This window comes from Kribbella sp. CCNWLW201, assembly GCF_037203805.1.
In the GTDB taxonomy this organism is placed as follows: domain Bacteria; phylum Actinomycetota; class Actinomycetes; order Propionibacteriales; family Kribbellaceae; genus Kribbella.
This window is the reverse complement of the sequence record NZ_JBBCBQ010000001.1, coordinates 1,648,216-1,667,345: the sequence shown is the minus strand read 5'-3', so window position 1 is coordinate 1,667,345 and position 19,130 is coordinate 1,648,216. Positions and strand designations below refer to the sequence as shown.

Annotated in this window: 18 protein-coding genes; 9 read left to right on the top strand and 9 right to left on the bottom strand. The window is 67.8% G+C overall.

Annotated features, from left to right (window positions below):
• Window positions 1-181: 181 nt before the first annotated feature.
• Window positions 182-1,546 carry an MFS transporter gene (locus tag V9K99_RS08025; RefSeq protein ID WP_337323023.1) on the bottom strand — a complete coding sequence of 455 codons (1,365 nt, stop codon included), beginning with the start codon at window positions 1,544-1,546 and terminating at the stop codon, window positions 182-184.
• A 59-nt stretch (window positions 1,547-1,605) separates the two neighbouring features.
• Between V9K99_RS08025 and V9K99_RS08020 the strand changes: the two genes are divergently transcribed.
• A complete protein-coding gene (locus tag V9K99_RS08020) occupies window positions 1,606-1,995 on the top strand; it encodes a MerR family transcriptional regulator (RefSeq protein WP_337323024.1) in 390 nt (129 codons plus the stop codon).
• A gap of 32 nt (window positions 1,996-2,027) precedes the next feature.
• Here the strand turns inward: V9K99_RS08020 and V9K99_RS08015 are convergent, their stop codons facing one another.
• Window positions 2,028-2,423 carry a RidA family protein gene (locus V9K99_RS08015; RefSeq protein ID WP_337323025.1) on the bottom strand — a complete coding sequence of 132 codons (396 nt, stop codon included), beginning with the start codon at window positions 2,421-2,423 and terminating at the stop codon, window positions 2,028-2,030.
• Between the two features lie 172 nt (window positions 2,424-2,595).
• Between V9K99_RS08015 and V9K99_RS08010 the strand changes: the two genes are divergently transcribed.
• Complete coding sequence (locus V9K99_RS08010; protein ID WP_337323026.1) at window positions 2,596-4,296, top strand: DUF222 domain-containing protein; 1,701 nt, start codon at window positions 2,596-2,598, stop codon at window positions 4,294-4,296.
• On the opposite strand, the gene V9K99_RS08005 is transcribed toward V9K99_RS08010, so the two are convergent.
• From V9K99_RS08005 to V9K99_RS07985, 5 genes are all read right to left on the bottom strand, one after another.
• Window positions 4,226-4,942: an anti-sigma factor gene (locus V9K99_RS08005; protein WP_337323027.1), complete on the bottom strand. Its 717-nt coding sequence runs from the start codon at window positions 4,940-4,942 to the stop codon at window positions 4,226-4,228. The two genes, V9K99_RS08010 and V9K99_RS08005, sit on opposite strands and share 71 nt — an antisense overlap.
• Window positions 4,939-5,550, bottom strand: coding sequence for an ECF RNA polymerase sigma factor SigK (gene sigK, locus V9K99_RS08000; RefSeq protein WP_337323028.1), 612 nt, complete (start codon window positions 5,548-5,550; stop codon window positions 4,939-4,941). Before sigK ends, V9K99_RS08005 begins: the two co-directional genes overlap by 4 nt.
• A gap of 2 nt (window positions 5,551-5,552) precedes the next feature.
• Window positions 5,553-6,185 (bottom strand): fasciclin domain-containing protein, encoded by a 633-nt coding sequence (locus tag V9K99_RS07995; protein ID WP_337323029.1) that lies wholly within the window; start codon window positions 6,183-6,185, stop codon window positions 5,553-5,555.
• A 72-nt stretch (window positions 6,186-6,257) separates the two neighbouring features.
• Window positions 6,258-7,790, bottom strand: a complete 1,533-nt coding sequence (locus V9K99_RS07990) for a molybdopterin-dependent oxidoreductase (protein ID WP_337323030.1) — start codon at window positions 7,788-7,790, stop codon at window positions 6,258-6,260.
• A gap of 35 nt (window positions 7,791-7,825) precedes the next feature.
• Window positions 7,826-8,263 (bottom strand): MarR family winged helix-turn-helix transcriptional regulator, encoded by a 438-nt coding sequence (locus V9K99_RS07985; RefSeq protein WP_337323031.1) that lies wholly within the window; start codon window positions 8,261-8,263, stop codon window positions 7,826-7,828.
• A gap of 58 nt (window positions 8,264-8,321) precedes the next feature.
• Between V9K99_RS07985 and V9K99_RS07980 the strand changes: the two genes are divergently transcribed.
• The 7 genes from V9K99_RS07980 to V9K99_RS07950 all read left to right on the top strand — a co-directional run bounded on the left by V9K99_RS07980 (window position 8,322) and on the right by V9K99_RS07950 (window position 17,004).
• A complete protein-coding gene (locus tag V9K99_RS07980; RefSeq protein WP_337323032.1) occupies window positions 8,322-9,797 on the top strand; it encodes an aldehyde dehydrogenase family protein in 1,476 nt (491 codons plus the stop codon).
• 15 nt (window positions 9,798-9,812) lie between these two features.
• Window positions 9,813-10,916 (top strand): NAD(P)-dependent alcohol dehydrogenase, encoded by a 1,104-nt coding sequence (locus tag V9K99_RS07975; protein WP_337323033.1) that lies wholly within the window; start codon window positions 9,813-9,815, stop codon window positions 10,914-10,916.
• Between the two features lie 83 nt (window positions 10,917-10,999).
• Window positions 11,000-12,466: an acyl-CoA synthetase gene (locus V9K99_RS07970; protein WP_337323034.1), complete on the top strand. Its 1,467-nt coding sequence runs from the start codon at window positions 11,000-11,002 to the stop codon at window positions 12,464-12,466.
• The gene (locus tag V9K99_RS07965) at window positions 12,463-13,239 is read left to right on the top strand and encodes a crotonase/enoyl-CoA hydratase family protein (RefSeq protein ID WP_337323035.1); all 777 of its coding nucleotides are present in this window, start codon (window positions 12,463-12,465) and stop codon (window positions 13,237-13,239) included. The genes V9K99_RS07970 and V9K99_RS07965 overlap by 4 nt, the downstream gene beginning before the upstream one ends.
• Window positions 13,236-15,185: an acetoacetate--CoA ligase gene (locus tag V9K99_RS07960; RefSeq protein ID WP_337323036.1), complete on the top strand. Its 1,950-nt coding sequence runs from the start codon at window positions 13,236-13,238 to the stop codon at window positions 15,183-15,185. The genes V9K99_RS07965 and V9K99_RS07960 overlap by 4 nt, the downstream gene beginning before the upstream one ends.
• Window positions 15,182-16,102: a 3-hydroxyacyl-CoA dehydrogenase NAD-binding domain-containing protein gene (locus V9K99_RS07955; protein ID WP_337323037.1), complete on the top strand. Its 921-nt coding sequence runs from the start codon at window positions 15,182-15,184 to the stop codon at window positions 16,100-16,102. The genes V9K99_RS07960 and V9K99_RS07955 overlap by 4 nt, the downstream gene beginning before the upstream one ends.
• Before the next feature lie 11 nt (window positions 16,103-16,113).
• Window positions 16,114-17,004, top strand: a complete 891-nt coding sequence (locus tag V9K99_RS07950; RefSeq protein ID WP_443137097.1) for an amidohydrolase family protein — start codon at window positions 16,114-16,116, stop codon at window positions 17,002-17,004.
• On the opposite strand, the gene V9K99_RS07945 is transcribed toward V9K99_RS07950, so the two are convergent.
• Window positions 16,988-17,953, bottom strand: coding sequence for a PDR/VanB family oxidoreductase (locus tag V9K99_RS07945; protein WP_337323038.1), 966 nt, complete (start codon window positions 17,951-17,953; stop codon window positions 16,988-16,990). The genes V9K99_RS07950 and V9K99_RS07945 overlap by 17 nt on opposite strands.
• Window positions 17,953-19,062: an aromatic ring-hydroxylating dioxygenase subunit alpha gene (locus V9K99_RS07940; protein WP_337323039.1), complete on the bottom strand. Its 1,110-nt coding sequence runs from the start codon at window positions 19,060-19,062 to the stop codon at window positions 17,953-17,955. Before V9K99_RS07940 ends, V9K99_RS07945 begins: the two co-directional genes overlap by 1 nt.
• Between the last annotated feature and the right edge of the window lie 68 nt (window positions 19,063-19,130).

The following is a 19,130-nucleotide window of genomic DNA, read 5'->3' as shown; positions in this document are numbered from 1 at the left end:
GGTCGTCGACCTCGCCGGCCACCTACGCCGCGGCCGCAAACACCATCCAGGTCGAGGTAGCCACCACCCTCTTCAACCACCTCCGAGTAGCGCAACCCACCGTCTTCACGGGCAACAGACAGAACTACGGCCTCCTCGGCCCCGTCCGGCTCACGCCCACTGTGTGAGGCGAGACGCCGGGTCAGACGCGGATCGTGCGACCGGCGAGTACTGCGAGGGCCAGTGAGACGACGGTGCCGATCAGTGCGACTGCGGTCAGGCCGGCGGTGAGGTCGTGGGTGCGTTCGACCAGGAGGCCGATGCTGCCGAGAACTGCGACACCGAGGGCGAGGCCGAGTTCGACGCTGGTCTCGGAGAGGGCGGACGCGGCGCCGGATCGTTCGGGCGGGGCTGCGTTGACGACCAGTTCGGTGCCCAGCGCCATGATCGGTCCTTGGCCGAGGTAGACGACGACCAGGCCGATGGCGGCGAGCAGGGCGTTGTCCACCTGGGTGAGTACGGCGAACCCGGCAGCCGAGACCACGAGCGACAGAGCGATCAGCCGGCCGGCGGCGATCCGCCGTGCCAGCGTCGGAGTCAGCACCGACGTGACGACCATCGCGAGCGCCGAGGGGACGAGCCACAGACCGGCCCGCAGTGGCGACAGACCGAGTTCCCCCTGGAGGTAGAGGGCCACGAAGAAGTAGCCGCCGGCAACGATCGCGAGGGCGCCGAAGAGGACCAGCAAGGCGCCGCGGAAGCCCCGGTCGGCGAACATCCGGACGTCGACCAGCGGTGCGGCCAGCCGCCGCTGCCGCCGGACGAAGAGTCCTGCCAGCAGCAGTCCGGCGGCGATCGCGAGCACGTCGATCAGTGGCTGTTCACCCTCGGCCAGCCGCTTCACGCCGTACACGATCGGGAGTACGGCGCCCAGCGACAACGCGACGCTGGCCGGGTCGAGCCGGCCGGCTTCGGGGTCCCGGTGCTCGGGCAGCAGCAAGGGGCCGGTGACGAGGAGGAGTGCCATCACGGGGACGGCGAGGAGGAAGGCCGAGCCCCACCAGAACCACTCCAGCAGGACACCGCCGGCGATCGGGCCGAGCGCGATGCCGGCTGACAGACCGGCGGCCCAGATCCCGATCGCCATGCCGCGCTGACGCCGGTCGGCGAACATGTTGCTGATCAGCGCGAGCGTGGACGGCATCAGCGTTGCGCCGGCGATGCCCAGCAGGGCGCGAGCCAGGATCAGCGTCTCGGCTGACGGCGCGTAGGCCGCCCCGACGGAGGTGGCCAGGAAGACGGCCGCACCGATCAGAAGCAGGCGGCGCCGGCCGATCCGGTCGCCGAGCGTGCCCATCGTGACCAGGAACCCGGCGACGAGGAATCCGTAGGCGTCGGTGATCCAGAGCAACTCGCTCGGCGTCGGTCGCAGGTCGATGGCGAGGCTGGGCAGGGCCAGGTAGAGGACTGTGGCGTCCATCGAGAGCAAGAGAGTGGGCAGTACCAGGACAGCCAGGCCGAGCCACTCCTGGCGCCCGGCCGTGACAGCAACGGTTCGTGACGACATGCCGACGACGGTAAACTTTCACATCAATGTGAAGGTCAAGCCGAATCGGGGGAGTGTGAATGCGCATCGGTGAACTGGCCGAGCGGACCGGCGTCAGCCAGCGGCTGCTGCGGTACTACGAAGAGCAGGGCTTGCTGGAGCCGGTGCGGCTGCCGAGTGGCTACCGGGACTATGCCGAGTCCGACGTGCGGAAGATCGGTCACATTCGCAACCTGCTGGCGGCGGGATTGTCGACGGCAACGATCGCGGACGTGCTGCCGTGTATGGGCTCGGACGGCGGTCAGCTGATCGCCGACTGTCCCGAGCTCCTGCTCGACCTCTACCGGGAGCGCGACCGTCTGACCGCCTCGATCACCGAACTGGCGACCGCTCTCGACACCCTCCAACAGGTCATCGCCACAGCTCCCCCAGGCACGGAAGAAGCAGCCCTGGCCCTGCTCGCGGGGTGAGACGCAAATCTCTAGTCGCGCCTCGGCTTCCGCTAGTCGATAACCGCGAAGGCGTCGACCTCGATGAGGTAGCCGGGAGCCGCGAGTGTCTCCACACCGAGCAGGGTGTCGGTCGGCTTGTGGTCGCCGAACAGTTCGCGGCGGGCAGCCTCGATGATCGGCAGGTATTCGCGCCGGTGCCCGACGACGTAGATGCCGATCCTCGCCACCTGATCCGGTCGTGCCCCGGCAGCCGCGAGGGCGTGCCCGAGGTTGGTGAACACCTGCCTCGCCTGCGCTGCGAGATCGCCGACATGGATCAGGTTGCCGTCCGCGTCGTCGGACATCTGCCCGGCGACGAACACCAGCCTGCCCCCGGTCGCAACCACCACATGGCTGTACGTCTCCGGCCGATCCAGGCCGTCCGGCTGAACGATCTCCAAAGTCATGCGGGCACGGTATCGGCAAGGGGAGATGTCGGCAGGTGAGATTGGCTTTCCCTCTGGCTGCCTATATCGCGTTTCGCTGGCACGCTGGATGTGACGTTTCCCTTTGTGGATAAGGGGTTTCCGGGCTCGCCGGCGTTTGCCTGGGTGATCAATCGAACATATGATCGGTTGCATGTTCGAAGGCGATCTTGATGAGCTCGGCACCGCGGACCTCCTCGCCGCGGCGTCAGAGTTCGACCTGGTCGAGGAACGCGCTGCGGTCCGCAAACTCGAGGCCGCGCTCGCCTATGCCGATCGCAACGCGGTGGTGTACGACGGTGAGCCGTTGCCCGGTGCGGAGCAGATCAAGGTGTACGGCGGTGACGGGTGCCCGGGGGTGGCTGAGTTTGCCCCGATCGAGTTCGGCGCGGTGATGCGGATGTCGACCGGGGCTGCAGCGTCGTTCATGGGGGAGGCATTGGCGTTGCGGCATCGGCTGCCGCGGATCTGGGCCGCTGTTCTGGCCGGGAATGCCGTGCCCTGGCGGGCTCGCAAGGTCGCCCGGGCCTGCCTGTCGGTGTCGCTGGAGGCGGCTGCGATCGTTGACCGCCGCGTGGTCGGGATCGTCAACACCGTCACCCCGTCGAAGCTCGCGACCATCGTGAAGGCCGCGGTGTGGGAGGCGGACCCCGAGCTGGCCAAGGTCCAGGCCGAGGCCGCCGCAAAGGAACGAGGCGTGTACGTCGGGCCGTCGGATGACCATGGCACGAAGCGGTTCTGGGTACGTGCCGCGGCCGGTGACGTGATTCGCTTCGACGCCACCATCGACGACCTGGCCCGGGCGTTGAAGACTCTGGGCGACACCGACTCCCTCGATGCGCGGCGCGCGAAGGCCGTGGGTTGGATCGCCGACCCCGCGGCAGCCCACCACCTCCTCGAAGTCGCCCGCCACCTCGCCCGCATGCTCCCCGACATCACCACACACGACGGCAGCTCCACCGCGCCCGCCCCCACCATGCCCGTTGTGGGTGGCGATGGCAGCGACCGAGACGACATCGCCCAGCCTTCGGGGCCGTCGGACGGCTCGACGGGCGCCAGTGCGAGCGATCGGTCCGGTACGGCTACGCGCTACCTGGACGAGCGGGACGTTGAGCCCGGTTTGGCGGCTCCTGACGACTGTCCCATGGCGGATCGGGACGGCGGTGAGGCGGGCGGGGGTGTCTTGGAGGTTGGGGAGGATATGCTCACGCGGCGGATGTTGGCCGGGTCACTTCCGGCGCGGCTTGCCGCGATCAAGCAGTATGCCTACGGCAACGGCATCGGGGCGGGCAGCGGCCGGGGCAGCCGGCACACGTTGTACGTGCATCTCACCGACAAGGCGCTTGCCACCGGCAACGGTGTGCTGCGGGTCGAGGAGGTCGGGCCGCTGCTCCTCGGTCAGCTGAGCGAGTTGCTCGGTCACGACCGGATCGTGGTCAAGCCCGTCATCGATCTGCACGATCAGGTCAGCGTTCACAGCTACGAGATCCCGGACCGGATCCGCGAACGCGTCCGCCTGCGCCACCCGGTGGACATGTTCCCCTACAGTGCCGCCGAGGCCACCATCCGGATGGACCAAGACCATATCGCGCCCTACGACCGCGCCGGTCCACCCGGGCAGACGAGTACGGACAACCTCATACCGCAAGGCCGACTCCACCACCGCGCGAAAACCTTCGGCGGCTGGAAGAACCGACGCCTGCCCACCGGTGGAATCGAATGGACCAGCCCACACGGCTTCCGCTTCCACGTCGATCACACCGGCACCCATCCACTGCCGCCGATCAGGTCATCGAGAGCGTCGCGGCGGCGGGGGTGGTGGGCTTGGGGGAACCGCCGGTGGGTTCGATGGTGAGGCCGAAGGCGATCATGCCGGTGGGGCCGTTGATGACCGTGGTGAGGTCGCCGGAGGCCAGGCCGACGGAGTGGGCGGTTCGGTTCGGGTCGATGAGCCAGAGCTGCCACTGGTGGTCGGCGGGGAGCTTCGGGAGGTCCTTCAGTACGACGACTGCAGCGTCGGCGCGGGCGGACATGACGACTGTGGCCTGGCCGCCGCCGTTGACGGGACCGTGGAAGCTCCGGGCATCAGGCTGGGTGAGTACGGCGGCCATGCGTTCGTTGGCCTGGATCGCTTCTCGTTTGTCGCGGTACTGGTCGATCGCGACGCCACCGGTGCCCGCGATGGCGAGAGCTGCGGCGGCGAGCGTGAGGACGGAGCGACGGCTGAAGCGGCGGCGGGAGACCTCGTCCGTGGTGCCGGGGACCAGCGGGGGGACCTGGCGGATCTGGTCGATCGCGGACATCACGTTGGCTTTGAGAGCCGGCGGTGGTGGGGTCGATACCTGGGTGGCGAGTTTGATGGCGGCCTCGCGGAGTTCGGCGACCTCGGTGGTGCAGAAGGAGCACTCGGCGAGGTGCTGTTCGAAGCGGGCTCGTTCGTCCTCGGGCAGCGCGTCGAGGACGTAGGGGCCGGTCAGGGTGTGCACGTCGGGTTCGGTCATGACGTTGCCCCCTTGCTGGTTCCGAGGCAGTCGCGGAGCCGGATCAGGCCGTCGCGCATTCTCGCCTTGATGGTCGGCAGTTTCGCATCGAGCCGCTGGGCCACCTCCGGGTAGGTGTACCCCTCGTAGTAGGCCAGTGTGATCGACTCCCGTTGCAATTCGGTCAGTGTGCCGAGACAACGCCGTACCTGCTCGACCTCGAGGCGGGTGGTGACGGTGTCGGAGACCTGGTCGAAGTCGATCTCGGTGGAGCGGGCGCCGACGAGGTCGGTGCGATCCGCGGCCGCCTGTTCGGACCGGACCCGGTCGACTGCCCGGCGGTGGGCGATGGTGAGGATCCACGCGTGCGCCGAGCCGCGGGTGGCGTCGTACCGGGTCGCGGTCCGCCAGACGTCGAGCATGACTTCCTGGGTCACCTCTTCCGACTGGGCCGGGTTGCGCAGGATCCGTCGTACCAGGCCGAAGACCGCCGGCGTCACCCGGTCGTACAGGGTGCTGAACGCGGCCTTGTCGCCGCGGGCGGTCCGGATCAGGAGGTCGCCTTCACTGACCCCACCCGACCGGGCGTGGAACCCGGCGGGCCAGGGCAGTGGGGTGGGTTCGGGCATGATCAGGCAGCCGGCGGCATCAGGACCGAGTCGATCAGGTACACGGTGGCGTTGGCTGTCTTCACGCCACCGCAGATGACGGCGGCGTCGTTGACCTTGAGGCTGTCGCCTGAGCCGGTGACGGTGACCTCCTGCTTCTCCACGGTTACATGCTTGCCCACAACAGTCGCTGGGTCGAGCTGTCCGGGGACCACGTGGTACGTGAGGATCTTGGTGAGCAGCGCGTCGTTCGTCTTGAGGGTGTTGACGGTGGCCGCGGGGATCTTCGCGAACGCCGAGTCGACCGGCGCGAAGACGGTGAACTCACCGCCGTTCAGCGTGGACACCAGGTCCACCTTCGGGTTCAGCTTGCCCGACACGGCTGAGACGAGCGTCGTCAGCAGCGGGTTGCCGGAGGCGGCGGTGGCCAACGGGGCTGCGGCCATGCCGTCGATCGAACCGGCGCCGGAGGGGTTGGCTTTCGCGTAGTCGGCGCAGCCGGGGCCGACGAGTCCGGCGGCGCTGTCCATCGACGGCGTACTGCTCGGCGTCTGGGCAGCCGGCGTGCTGGCGCCGGAGTCGTCGTCGTTGCCGCAGGCGGTGGTTGCGAAGGCGAGGGCCAGGGCGGACAGTGCGATACCGATGTGCTTACGCATGACGGTTTCTCTTTCTCAATGGGGTTGCTGACATGAGTACTTCGGCACGGCCGCACCGCCGGATGGGTCTGACTAGTCGACCATCACGACCGTGTTGTGCAGGCCGGTGGAGCCGTTCGGCCGGGGTGGAGTGGAGCGGGTGGTCTGGACGTTGCCGTCGGCATCGGTGGCGCGGACGGTGAGCTTGTGCGTGCCAGGGGTAGCGGTCCACCGGAACCTCCATTGGCGCCAGGTGTCGATCGTGTCTTCGGCCGCCAGTACGGCGGGTTGCCAGGGACCATCGTCGACCTGGACCTCGACCCTGGCGATACCCCGGTTCTGGGCCCAGGCGACGCCGGCCGCGATCGCCGGCCCGGCCTTGATCATCGCGAACCCTTTGGGTACGTCGATCCGCGACGCAGTCTTGATCGGTGCCTCGACGGCCCAGCCGCGGTCGGTCCAGTACGCGCTGAAGTCCTGGAACCGAGTCACCTCGAAGTCGACGATCCACTTCGTCGCCGACACGTAGCCGTAGAGACCGGGCACCACCATCCGGACCGGAAAGCCGTGCTCGAACGGCAGCGGCTCTCCGTTCATCGCGACCGCGAAGATCGCGTCCCGGCCGTCGGTGAGTGCACTCAGCGGGGTGCCGATGGTGAGTCCGTCGATGCTGGTCGACTTCACCGCGTCCGCGCCAGGGCGTACGCCGGCCTCCGCGAGGACATCGGCGATCGGTACGCCGATCCAGCGGGCATTGCCGACGTACGGACCACCCACCTCGTTCGACACGCAGGTCAAGGTGATGTCCCGCTCGATCAGCCGCCGGTCCAGCAGCTCCGGGAGCGACAGCCGGAGCTCTTTGCCGACCATGCCGTGGACACGCAACTCCCAGTCCGCCGGGTCGATCCGTGGTACCTCCAGCAACGTGTCGACCCGATAGAACTTGGCATTCGGCGTGACGAACCGGCTCACTCCAGGTACGTCGACCTGCACGCCGGCGGGGAGTGGTCGCGCCGGCTCGCTCGGCCGTGGCACCCGGACCTTGGCGCGCACCGCGTCACCGGGTCCGAAGGTTGCCACGCGGGTCGTGGCGAAGGCGCCGGTCCCGACGACGGCCAGGGCAGAAACGGTGAGCAGAAAGCGGCGGCGGTCGAATCCGTCAGGCTGCGTCGCTTGAGGGACGCGCGGTGTGCGCACGACGAGACTCATCGCGAGAACAGCTGTGATCAGCGTGACGATTGCCGGCAGCAACCGTTCGGCGACCCCCGTAGCCGCCGAACGGCTGAAGACGGCGAACACGAGCCCAACCAGCCCGAGTGCCGCCGCGATACCGACAGCGACCAACTGTCGCCTACCCGAAGCGCCCGTCACGCCGATCCCACCGGCGACCGCGGCCACGATCGCGAGCACCACGCAGATGCCCACCCGGAGCAGTGGCCGGTCCGCCGTACCCAACTCGCGTACGGCGAAGTCCTTGACGGGACCCGGCGCCCAGTCGATCACCTGGACCCCGACCGCATCGACCGGCCACGGTCCACCGGTCACCGCCGCGACCAGGTAGCCGACTGCCAGCGCCGTACCCGCCGCGACGATGCCACCGACCGCTCCGCTCCATGTGTTGCGCATGGAAGGGGTTCGGCGGCCGCCGAGGAACGGATGGGTCAGTGCGGAGGGTGATCGCCCAGGTTGGCTCGGCAGTGGTTGAGGGAGTGGCGGAGGTCGCGGATCTGGGCGGTGGTCAGGCCGGCGACCATCTGGGCTTCGAGTTTGCGGACGGGTTCGTCGTACTCGGCGATCAGGTCACGGCCCTGGTCGGTGAGGCTGATCAGGATGCGGCGGCTGTCGGCGGGGTCGCGGCGGCGGTTGATCAGGCCGGCCTTCTCCAGCGCGGTGACGATATCGGCCATCGACTGGGTCTTGACGAAGGAGTTGCGAGCCAACTGGGCGGACGTGAGTCCGTCACGGCGGTGCAGCACGGTGAGCGCCGTGTACTGGACCGCGGTGACGCCTGATCCCTTGAGGAGATCGTCCAGGTGCGAGCGAACCGCGAGCTCGACCTGCTTGATCGCGTAGAGCAGCGAAGGTTCCAACGAAGTCACGCCCCAGCTATTGACAGGAAACCTGATGGTGATCAGGGTATCAACAACAGGAAACCTGATGATTATTCGGGACGTGAACATGAGCATCGACGACAAGATCGAGCGCGACCTCCACATCGGCGGGCAGTGGACGCCGGCCGCGTCGGGCGCCCGCACCGACGTGGTCGACCCGTCCACCGGCACGGTGATCGGGACCGTGGCTGAGGGCGACGCGTCCGACATCGACCGAGCGGTGTCCGCGGCGCGTACGGCGTTCGACGACGGACCGTGGCCGCGGATGAGCGGCCGGGAGCGGGCTCGCGTACTCAACCGGGTCGCCGCCCTGCTGCGGGACAACGCCCAGGAGCTCGCCGAATTGGAGAGCCTCGACGTCGGCAAGCCGATCGGCCTGTGCCTGCCGGTCGACGTGATGACGACGGTCGAGCAGTACGAGTACTACGCCGCCCTCGCGCAGACCCTCGACGGGTCCACTCGTGAGACGCCGCTGAACACGTTCGCCTACACCCGCCGCGAACCGTTGGGTGTCGTCGGTGCGATCACCCCGTTCAACTTCCCGCTGATCCTGTCGAACTCCAAGCTCGCGCCCGCACTGGCCGCCGGCAACACGATCGTCCACAAGCCCGCCGACGACACACCTCTGACCGCGCTGCGGATGGCCGAACTGCTCGCCGAGGCAGGCGTGCCGGACGGTGTGGTCAACGTCGTCACCGGTCGCGGCGCCGTCGCCGGCGACGCACTGCTCCGGCACCCGGGCGTGGACAAGATCGCCTTCACCGGGTCGACCGCGATCGGTCGCCGCGCGGCCAGTGCGGCCGCGGAGTCGCTGGTTCCGCTCACCATGGAGCTCGGCGGCAACGCGGCCAACCTCGTCTTCGAGGACGCCGACGTGGACAAGGCGGTCGGCGCCGCGATCAAGGGATTCGTCTTCAACACCGGCCAGTTCTGCATGGCCGGCCCGCGTCTGCTGGTGGCCCGGCCCCTGTACGACGTCTTCCTCGGCATCCTCGCCGACGCCGTACCGACCGTGCCGATCGGCAATCCGCGCGAGCCGCAGACCGTGATCGGCCCGATGGCGTCGAACCGGCACGTCGAGAAGGTCGAGGGTTTCGTGGCCGCGGCGATCGCGGACGGCGGCCGGGTGCTGTGCGGCGGTGAGCGGCTCGACCTGGACGGCGGCTACTACTACAAGCCGACGGTGATCGCGGATCTGCCGAACGACTCCAAGGTCGTCCAGGAGGAGGTCTTCGGCCCGGTCCTGACCGTGCAGCCGTTCGACGACGAGGCCGAGGCGATCGCGCTGGCGAACAGTACGGCGTACGGGCTGGCGGCCGGGATCCAGACGTCGAACCTGGCCCGGGCGCATCGGGTCGCGGCCCGGCTGGAGGCCGGCATCGTGTTCGTCAACGACTGGGCGATGCTCGATCCGGCCGTCCCGTTCGGCGGGGTGAAGTCGTCCGGCTACGGCCGCGAGTACGGCCCGGAGGCGCTCGACGCCTACACCCGCACCAAGTCCGTGATCGTCTCGCTCGACTGATTCGAAAAGGTAGCCATGAGCAACTACACCACCAAGGCCGCGGTCGTCGAGGCCGGCGGCAGCCCGTTCACGCTGAGCTCGATCGAGCTCGACGAGCCGCGCGCCGACGAGGTGCTGGTCCGGATGATCGCGGCCGGTCTCTGCCACACCGACCTCGGCGTCGCCTCCGGCGGCCTGCCGTTCCCGTTGCCCGGTGTGCTCGGACATGAGGGGGCCGGCGTGGTCGAGGCTGTCGGAAGCGCGGTCACCCGCGTCGCGCCCGGTGACAGCGTGCTGCTCTCGTTCACGTCATGCGGTGAGTGTGCGAACTGTCGCGACGGGCATCCGGCGTACTGCGCTACTTGGCTGCCGCTCAACCTCCTCGGTGGTGCTCGGGCCGATGGCAGTCCGACGATCACGCGGGACGGTTCGCAGCTGGGTGGGCACTTCTTCGGGCAGTCGTCGTTCTCCGAGCTTGCCCTGGTCGACGAGCGCAGTGTGGTCAAGCTGGCCGCCGACGCACCGTTGGAGAAGCTGGCTCCGCTCGGCTGTGGTGTGCAGACCGGAGTCGGTGCGGTGTGGAACGTGCTCCAACCACGTCCCGGCGACTCGGTCGTCGTACTCGGTGCTGGTGCGGTTGGCCTCTCGGCGGTGATGGCGGCAGCGTTGACGCCGGCGACGACGATCGTTGCCGTTGACAAGGTCTCGTCGCGGCTGGAGCTGGCCCGTGAGCTCGGTGCGACCCACGTGATCGAGGCCGGTGACGATCTGACCGCCCGGATCCAGGAAGCGACCGGTGGTGGCGCGTCCGGTCTCGTGGAGACGACCGGCAACGTCGGCGTCCTCCGGGCCGGAGTCGACGCGTTGGCCTCTCGCGGTACGGCGGTCATCGTGGGCGCACCGCCGTTCGGTACCGAGGTGGCGTTGGACGTCAATGGCATGCTCGGAGGTAAGCGGGTGGTCGGGCTGACGCTGGGCGACAGCGAGACCCAGCGCCTCATCCCGGTTCTCGCCGAGCTCGTCGCTCAAGGGCGGCTCCCGGTCGAGCGACTCATCACCGAGTACCCGTTCGCGGATATCGAGAAGGCGGTCGAGGACATGACCGGCGGTACAACGATCAAGCCGGTGCTGAGGTTCTGACCAATGAACGAGCGAAGCGAGTTCATCATCAAGCACAGTGCTTCTCGTGCCTCATCCGCGCCCGGAGCGAAGCGAGGACGTGGATGAGATTTGGTAATCAAGGTCTCGGAACTTGGCCCCGACGGCGGGCCCGGATCTCGCCTGCCGCCGTGGCGCTCACCCAGGGCGCCCGACGGCTGACGTACGAGCAGTTGGCGGATCGTGTCGCTCGGTGGGCCTCGGCGCTGCAGGGGCTTGGTATCAAGCGAGGAGACCGGGTCGCCTGGTTGGGCGCCAACGACATCGCGACCTTCGAGGTGTTCTTCGCCACCGGTCTGCTCGGCGCGATCTTCGTGCCGCTCAACACCCGACTCGCCGCGGTCGAGCTCCAGTACATGCTCGAGGACTGCGGTGCCTCGGTGCTGATCACCGGCGATGGCGTCGTACAAGAGGTGGGGGAGCAGGTGCCGGTCGGCTCCATCGAGCTCGGGGAACCGCTGGCCGACGAGCCGGACGTGGATCTGGATGAGCCCGCGTTGATCCTCTACACGTCGGGCACCACCGGAAAGCCGAAGGGTGCGGTGCTCACGCATGGCAACCTGACCTGGAACACGTTCAACCAGCTCGTGCACTTCGACCTGACCGACTCGGAGCAGTCGCTGTGTATCGCGCCGCTGTTCCACGCCGTCGGGCTGGGCCAGATCACCCTGCCGACCTTGTTGAAGGGCGGCCGGGTCGAGGTCGTCACGAAGTTCGACGCCGGCGCGATCCTGAAGCTGATCGACGAGCAACGCATCACGAGCTTCTCGTGTGTCCCGACCATGCTGCAGTTGATGACCGAACACCCGGACTGGGCCGACGCGGACCTGTCCTCGTTGCGTCACGTCATCTACGGCGGATCGACGATCAACGAGGGCGTGGCGAAGGAGTGGCTCAACCGCGGCGTCCGCATCCTCCAGGGCTACGGCATGACCGAGGCGAGCCCTGGCGTCTACATGGCGATTCACGAAGGTGCTGCCGAGCACCGGACCTCGATGGGACTGCCGCACTTCTTCACCGACGTCGCCCACCTCGCGGACGACGGTCAAGCGGTCGACATCGAGCCTGGTGGTCCCGGACGTGAGCTCCTGATCCGGGGACCGAACGTGTTCGCCGGCTACTGGAGTCACCCCCGCGTGGACGACGGCTGGTTCCGCACCGGCGACGTCGTACGCACCGGCGATGACGGTTGGTCGTACGTCGTCGATCGGGTGAAGGACGTGATCATCTCCGGCGGCGAGAACATCTATCCGGCCGAGGTGGAAGCCGTACTCGTCGCGTTCGACGGCGTCCGGTCCGCGGCCGTGGTGGCCGCACCGGACGACCGCTGGGGTGAGGTCGGCGTCGCGTTCGTCGAGCTCCACCCGGGTACGACGATCGATCCGGTGGCGCTACGGCAACACCTCGAGGCCAACCTCGCCCGGTTCAAGCTGCCGCGCGACATCCACCTGGTCGACGAGCTGCCGCGGAACGCCACCGGCAAGGTGCTCCGAGCCCGACTCCGCGACGAACTCCATCGAGAGGCCGAATGATGCTCCCTGACTCCCTCCAAGTGGAGCGTCACGGCGACGTGGCCGTTGTCCGCCTGTGCCGCGAGGCCAAGCGCAACGCACTCGACGACGCAACCGTGCTCGGGCTCGAGCAGTTCTTCTCGTCGCCACCCGACTGGGCGCGCGCGGCCGTGCTCGACTCCGCGGGCGCGCACTTCTCGGCCGGACTCGATCTGTCCGAGCTGACAGAGCGCAGTACGTTCGAGGGCCTCGAGCACTCGCGGATGTGGCATCGGGCCTTCGCCCGCATCGAGCAGGGCACGCTGCCAGTGGTGACGGTACTGCGCGGTGCGGTGATCGGAGGCGGTCTCGAACTGGCGTGCGCGACGCACCTGCGAGTCGCCGAGACCTCGGCGTTCTATGCGTTGCCCGAAGGACAGCACGGGTTGTTCGTCGGGGGTGGCGGTTCGGTCCGGGTGCCGCGGCTGATCGGCGTCCACCGGATGGCGGACATGATGCTGACCGGGCGGGTCGTCGACGCGGCCGAAGGCCAGGCGATCGGGCTGTCGCACTACCTCGTCGACGACGGCGAAGGGTTGCCGAAGGCACTCGAGTTGGCCGAGCGGATCGCCCGCAACGCACCGATCACCAACTTCGCCGTCCTGCAGGCACTCCCGCAGATCGCCGAGTCGGGCCCGGCGCAGGGATACTTGCTCGAGGCACTCATGGCATCCGTTGCCTCTGGCAGCGATGAAGCCAAGGAACGGATGACCGCCTTCCTCAACGGCCGCGCGGGGAAGGTGACGCGCGAATGAATCCGCTCTGGACACCGGCCGCGGACTGGCGGGAACGCGCCCGGATCGGGCATTTCGTCCAGTTCGCCGAGCAGCGCACCGGGCGGACGTTTCCCGACTACGACGAGCTCTGGCGCTGGTCGGTCCGCGAACCGGAGGAGTTCTGGGCCGGGATCTGGGACGCGTTCGGCGTACGGAGTGACACCGGGTACGACGCGGTGCTCGGCGACGCCACGATGCCGGGAGCCCGGTGGTTCCCGGGCGCGCGGATCAACTACGCGCGGCAGCTCCTCGATTTCCGGGGCGTGACCGCCGACGACACCGCGGTGATCGGCGTCTCCCAGACCCGCCCGCAGCTCTCGCTGACCTTCGCCGATCTCGTCGAGCAGGTCGCGCGAGCCCGCAATGCCCTGGTGGAGTTGGGCGTACGACGTGGCGACCGCGTCGTCGCGTACCTGCCGAACATCCCCGAGACGCTGGTCGCGTTCCTCGCCACCGCCAGCCTCGGAGCAGTGTGGGCGAGCTGCGCGCCGGAGTTCGGCGCCCGCAGTGTGCTCGACCGGTTCCGCCAACTCGAGCCGACGGTGCTGTTGACCGTGTCCGGCTACGTCTACGGCTCGAAGCTGGTCGACCGACGGGCCGAGGTCGCGGCCATCCGGGAAGGCCTTCCGTCACTCTGGCACGTGGTCGAGGTCGACTACGGTCCCGAACGGCTGCCTGGTGTGCACGCGTGGGGCGACCTGCTCGACGCGTCCGATCCGGGCGGCCTCGATTTCGAGCCGGTCCCGTTCGACCATCCGCTGTTCGTGCTCTTCTCCTCGGGTACGACGGGACAGCCCAAAGCGATCGTGCACGGCCATGGCGGCATCCTCCTCGAACACCTCAAGAACCACGCACTCAGCTGGGACCTCGGCCCGGGCGACCGGCTGCTGTGGTTCTCGACCACGGCCTGGATGATGTGGAACGCGCTGGTGTCCGCGCTGCTGCTGGACACCAGCATCGTCATGATCGACGGCAACCCGATGCATCCCGGGCTGGATTTCCAGTGGCGCCTGGCGGAGGAGACCGGAGCGACCTTCCTGGGTGCGAGTCCAGGCTTTCTGATGGCGACTCGCAAGGCCGGTCTTCAGCCGGCCAAGGAGTTCGACCTGTCCCGCATCCGGCAGATCGGCGCGGCCGGGAGTCCGCTGCCGGCTGAAGGGTACGAGTGGGTGCACGAGCAGTTCGGACCGGACGTGTTGCTGAACGTGGGCTCCGGCGGGACCGACGTCTGCAGCGGCATCGTGCAGGGCAGCCCGCTCCAGCCTGTGGTTGCGGGCGAGATCTCCGGACCGTGTCTCGGGTTCGATGCGCAGGCCTGGGACGACGATGGTCGATCGGTCGTCGGTGAGTTGGGGGAGTTGGTGATCGCCAAGCCGGTTCCGTCGATGCCGGTCGGATTCTGGGGTGACAAGACTGGTGAGCGTTATCGGTCGACGTACTTCGACCGATGGCCGGGCGTGTGGCGGCATGGTGACTGGATCCGGTTCTCCGAGACGGGCAGTTGTGTGATCGCGGGACGGTCCGACGCCACGTTGAACCGTGGTGGGGTTCGTCTTGGTACGGCGGAGTTCTACCGGGTGCTCGAGGAGATGCCGGGCGTTGACGACTCACTCGTCGTACATCTGGAGGATCCTCAGGGTGGTAACGGTGAGCTGCTGTTGTTCGTCGTACTCGCTGAAGGTGCGGAGTTTGACGAGCGTGAGGCGGCGCGGGCGTTGCGGGAGGCGTTGTCGCCTCGGCATGTGCCGGACACGGTTGTCGTGGTGCCGGCGATCCCCCGGAACCGGACCGGGAAGAAGCTCGAGCTGCCGGTGAAGCGCATCCTGCAAGGGCGACCGCTTGACGAGGTCGCGAGTCGGGACGTGCTGGCTGCTCCGGACTCGATGGATGCGTTCGTGGAGTTTGCCCGGAGTCGCGGGATATGAGAGTCGCGGTGGTGGGTGCGGGCGTGATCGGCGCGGGCTGGGTCGTGCAGCTGCTGGGTCGTGGTCATACGGTGGCCGTCTTCGATCCGTCGGTGACCGATCTCGCGCGGCAGGTGGAGGCGGCCGCGGGTGCTGTGACGGCCCTGGGTGGCGATCTGGACGGCTGGGAACAGCGGTTGTCGATGGTAACGACCTTGGCGGAGGCGATCGAGGGTGCCGCGTTCGTCCAGGAGAACGGACCCGAGTCGATCTTCCGGAAATCGGCTCTGCTGTCCGAACTGGATGCACTGACTCCCGCAGGGGTCGTGATCGCGAGCAGTACGTCGACCATGCCGCCGAGCCGGCTGGCGTCGATGTGCCCGCGGCATCCGGAGCGGGTGATCGTCGGTCATCCGTTCAACCCGGTGTATCTGATTCCGCTGGTGGAGGTCGTCGGGGGACCGCAGACCGATCCGGTGCTGGTCGACCAGGCGATGTCGTTCTACACCGAGATCGGCAAGAAGCCGGTCCGCCTCCGAGCCGAGCTTCCCGGTCATCTGGCCAACCGGCTCCAGGCGGCACTTTGGCGTGAGGCGTACTCCTTGGTCGAGCGTGGCGTCGCCACCGTCGCCGACATCGACGCGGCGATCGCTCACGGACCGGGTTTGCGGTGGGCGTTGCTGGGTCCGCTCGTCAACCAGCACCTCTCCGGCGGTCCCGGTGGTCTGGCGCACGTCCTCGAACACCTGGGGCCGATGACGCAGCTTCTGATGGATGACCTTGGTGAGCCGACGCTCACGCCAGAGCTCGCGGACCGGCTAGTGCATGGGGTCGACGAGGAACTCGCCGCCCATGACCAGGCTCTCCTGGCCCGGCAGCGGGACGAGTTGCTCGTGCAGTTGCTCATTGCCAAGGCCCGGGCCGATGCTTTGCCGTAAAGGGGTGCTGGATGCGTTACGAACCTGCGATCGACCTTGACGCGATCGACGCCATCGACCTGCATACCCACGTCGAGGCGGACGATCATGGACACTTCTCGCTCGACCAGGAGTTGATGGACGCGTCGGCGGCGTACTTCAAATCGGGACAGCCGCGGACGCCGACCATCGACGACATCGCCGAGTACTACCGGTCTCGGCGGATGGCGGCGGTCGTCTTCACGGTGGACGCGACCACCGCGACCGGGCACCCGGCGATCCTGAGTGAGGAGATCGCGCTCGGGGCCGCGCGCCACAACGACGTACTGATCCCGTTCGGGTCGGTCGATCCGCGGTCGTCCGATGCCGTCGACCGGGCTCGGCGGTTGATCGAGGAGTACGGCGTACGCGGGTTGAAGTTCCACCCGAGTCTGCAGGGGTTCCGGCCGAGTGATGAGCGGTTCTACCCGCTGTACGACGTGATCAGTGAGCTCGGTGCGGTTGCGCTGTTCCACACCGGGCAGACCGGGATCGGGGCGGGGTTGCCGGGTGGGCGGGGGATCAAGCTGCGGTTGTCGGATCCGATGCTGCTCGACGACGTGGCCGCGGACTTCCCGGAGTTGCGGATCGTGATGGCGCATCCCGGGGTGCCGTGGACCGATGCGGCGATCTCGGTGGCGACGCACAAGGCGAACGTGTTCATGGATCTGTCCGGCTGGTTGCCGAAGTACTTCCCGGAGCAGCTCGTGCGGCAACTGAGCACGCTGCTGCGGACCAAGGTGCTGTTCGGCTCGGACTTCCCGGTCATCACGCCGGATCGCTGGATGGAGTCGTTCGCCAGTCTGCCGGTCAAGGACGAGGTGAAACCACTGATCTACAAGGAGAACGCTGTTCTCCTGCTCGGTCTCACGGGCGGTCGATGACGAGCTCCGGTGCGACCGGGCCGTCCGAGGCGACGCGGGAGACGCAGAGGCAGATGCGTTCGCCGGTGGCCTTCTGACCGTCGCTCAGGAACACATCGCGGTGGTCGATCCGGCCGGCGTGGCGGTGGACGCGCACTGTGCACAGGCCGCACTCGCCCTTCTTGCAGTCCCACATCACCTCGACGCCGGCCTGTTCGAGTGCCTCGAGCATCGACAGGTTCTTCGGCACCGTGATTGTGCGGGCGTCGCCCGGGATGGAGATCGTGAACTGCTCGGCCGCCCAGGCGCCGCTGTTCCCGAAGGTCTCGAAGCGAAGGTTCGCCGGTGGGAGGCCGCGCTGCCCCCAGGCGCGTCGTACGGCGTCCATCAGCCGGATCGGACCGCACATGTACAGCTCGGTCTCCGCGCCAAGGTTTGCGATCAAGGTCTCGACGTCGAGAGCAGTGTTCTCGTCGTCGACATGTGTTCTCAAGCGTGAACCGTGTTCTGCTTCGAGATCGGGTAACCACGCCATCGCGCGGCGGGAGCGGCCGACGTACACGAAGGTGTAGTCCTCACCGCGGCGCTTGAGGGTGGTGCCCATCGCCTTGAGTGCTGTGATGCCGATCCCGCCGGCGAGCAGGACGTAGCGAGTGGCGCCGACGCCTAGTGGGAAGTTCTGGAGCGGGTTCGAGATGCGTAGGCGATCACCGGGCGAGAGCGCATGCATGGCTTGTGAGCCGCCGCGGGAGGCGGTGGCGAGGTGGACGCTCAAGGTCCAGTGCCCGTTCTCGGATCGCACCACTGAGTAGGAGCGTCGGAGTCCGGCGATCTCGACATCCACATGGCTCCCCGGTGGAGCAACCACGGGTCGGTCGGGCCGGATGACCAGGCGGCGGATCCGCTCGGCGGCGTCGGCCGCCTCGACGATCTCGCCGCTCTGCCACGACAGCGTCGCCTGCGAAGCCATCAACCGACCTGCCTGTTGACGGCGTTCGAGGAGCGGCCTTCGGCCTGGAGCATGCGGTCCAGGATGCGGCGGACCCACATGCCGCCGGCGTCGATGTTGAGGCTGTAGAACTCGTAGTCCGGGTTGGCGTCGATCGCCCGCTGCTGCGCGATCAGCATGTCCTCGTCCTCGCCGAACACCCCGTGCACGGCGTTCCGGAGTTGGGTGGTGATCGTCTGACTCTCCAGCCGGTAGTTCCGCATGAAGGCCCAGAAGTAGTGCGAGGTCCGGTCGCTCTCCGGCGTGATCGTGTTCATGACATAGCCGTTGACGCCTTGCGAACGATCGCCTTCGGGCGCACCGGTGCCCGCCCGGGCCACCCCGACATCGATACAGATCGTCGACGGCGCCTCGTACCGGATGATCTGCCAGCGATCGACCTTCCCGTCGAAATCAGGGAACTTGTCCAGCATGTTCTTCCGCCAGAACGGCGGCGCGTCGATCCCGAGCATCCACCGGCTCACCGTCACCGTCCGCTCGTCGTGCGTCACCTCGAACTCGGCCTCTGACAGCTCCGCCTGACCGATGCTCGACGAGTGCACGAACTCCTCGTGGGTGAGATCCATCAGGTTGTCCAGCACGAGTTGGTAGTTACACCCGGCATGGATCGTCTCGCCGTCACCGGCCCACTCGGGCGAGTCCATTTGATGCATGTCCGGCACCAGCGAGGGATCAGCCAGATCGGCATCACCCAGCCACACCCACACGTAGCGGTAGCGCTCGACGATCGGGTACGACGGAACCGTCGCGCTCGGGTTGATGGTCTCCTGCGCGGGCATCGCCGTACAGCGGCCGGCTCGGTTGTAGCGCAGACCGTGGTACGGGCATTGCAGTTCGTCGCCGATGATCGCGCCCTTGGACAGTGGCGCGAGGCGATGCCAGCAGGCGTCCGCCAGCGCGGACACGCGGCCGTCGGTCCCGCGCCACAGCGCCAGCGGCCGGCCCGCCACGGTGCGCGCGAGCGGCTTCTTGTTGGTGACCTCGTGGTCCCAGGCGGCGACGTACCAGGCGTTCAGCGGGAACGCGAAGATCTTGCTGGTGACGGATGCCGGGGCCAGGTTGACGACCATCGGAACTCCCTATGTCCATAGGTAGTGGCGTGCGCTCACAATACCTATCGCGATAGGTATTGGCTAGA

Bases quoted from the DNA above. Each gene is read 5' to 3' on its own strand.
- V9K99_RS08025 (WP_337323023.1), bottom strand. From the start codon at position 1,546: ATGTCGTCACGAACCGTTGCTGTCACGGCCGGGCGCCAGGAGTGGCTC.
- V9K99_RS08020 (WP_337323024.1), top strand. From the start codon at position 1,606: ATGCGCATCGGTGAACTGGCCGAGCGGACCGGCGTCAGCCAGCGGCTG.
- V9K99_RS08015 (WP_337323025.1), bottom strand. From the start codon at position 2,423: ATGACTTTGGAGATCGTTCAGCCGGACGGCCTGGATCGGCCGGAGACG.
- V9K99_RS08010 (WP_337323026.1), top strand. From the start codon at position 2,596: ATGTTCGAAGGCGATCTTGATGAGCTCGGCACCGCGGACCTCCTCGCC.
- V9K99_RS08005 (WP_337323027.1), bottom strand. From the start codon at position 4,942: ATGACCGAACCCGACGTGCACACCCTGACCGGCCCCTACGTCCTCGAC.
- sigK (WP_337323028.1), bottom strand. From the start codon at position 5,550: ATGCCCGAACCCACCCCACTGCCCTGGCCCGCCGGGTTCCACGCCCGG.
- V9K99_RS07995 (WP_337323029.1), bottom strand. From the start codon at position 6,185: ATGCGTAAGCACATCGGTATCGCACTGTCCGCCCTGGCCCTCGCCTTC.
- V9K99_RS07990 (WP_337323030.1), bottom strand. From the start codon at position 7,790: ATGCGCAACACATGGAGCGGAGCGGTCGGTGGCATCGTCGCGGCGGGT.
- V9K99_RS07980 (WP_337323032.1), top strand. From the start codon at position 8,322: ATGATTATTCGGGACGTGAACATGAGCATCGACGACAAGATCGAGCGC.
- V9K99_RS07975 (WP_337323033.1), top strand. From the start codon at position 9,813: ATGAGCAACTACACCACCAAGGCCGCGGTCGTCGAGGCCGGCGGCAGC.
- V9K99_RS07970 (WP_337323034.1), top strand. From the start codon at position 11,000: ATGAGATTTGGTAATCAAGGTCTCGGAACTTGGCCCCGACGGCGGGCC.
- V9K99_RS07965 (WP_337323035.1), top strand. From the start codon at position 12,463: ATGATGCTCCCTGACTCCCTCCAAGTGGAGCGTCACGGCGACGTGGCC.
- V9K99_RS07960 (WP_337323036.1), top strand. From the start codon at position 13,236: ATGAATCCGCTCTGGACACCGGCCGCGGACTGGCGGGAACGCGCCCGG.
- V9K99_RS07955 (WP_337323037.1), top strand. From the start codon at position 15,182: ATGAGAGTCGCGGTGGTGGGTGCGGGCGTGATCGGCGCGGGCTGGGTC.
- V9K99_RS07950 (WP_443137097.1), top strand. From the start codon at position 16,114: ATGCGTTACGAACCTGCGATCGACCTTGACGCGATCGACGCCATCGAC.
- V9K99_RS07945 (WP_337323038.1), bottom strand. From the start codon at position 17,953: ATGGCTTCGCAGGCGACGCTGTCGTGGCAGAGCGGCGAGATCGTCGAG.
- V9K99_RS07940 (WP_337323039.1), bottom strand. From the start codon at position 19,062: ATGGTCGTCAACCTGGCCCCGGCATCCGTCACCAGCAAGATCTTCGCG.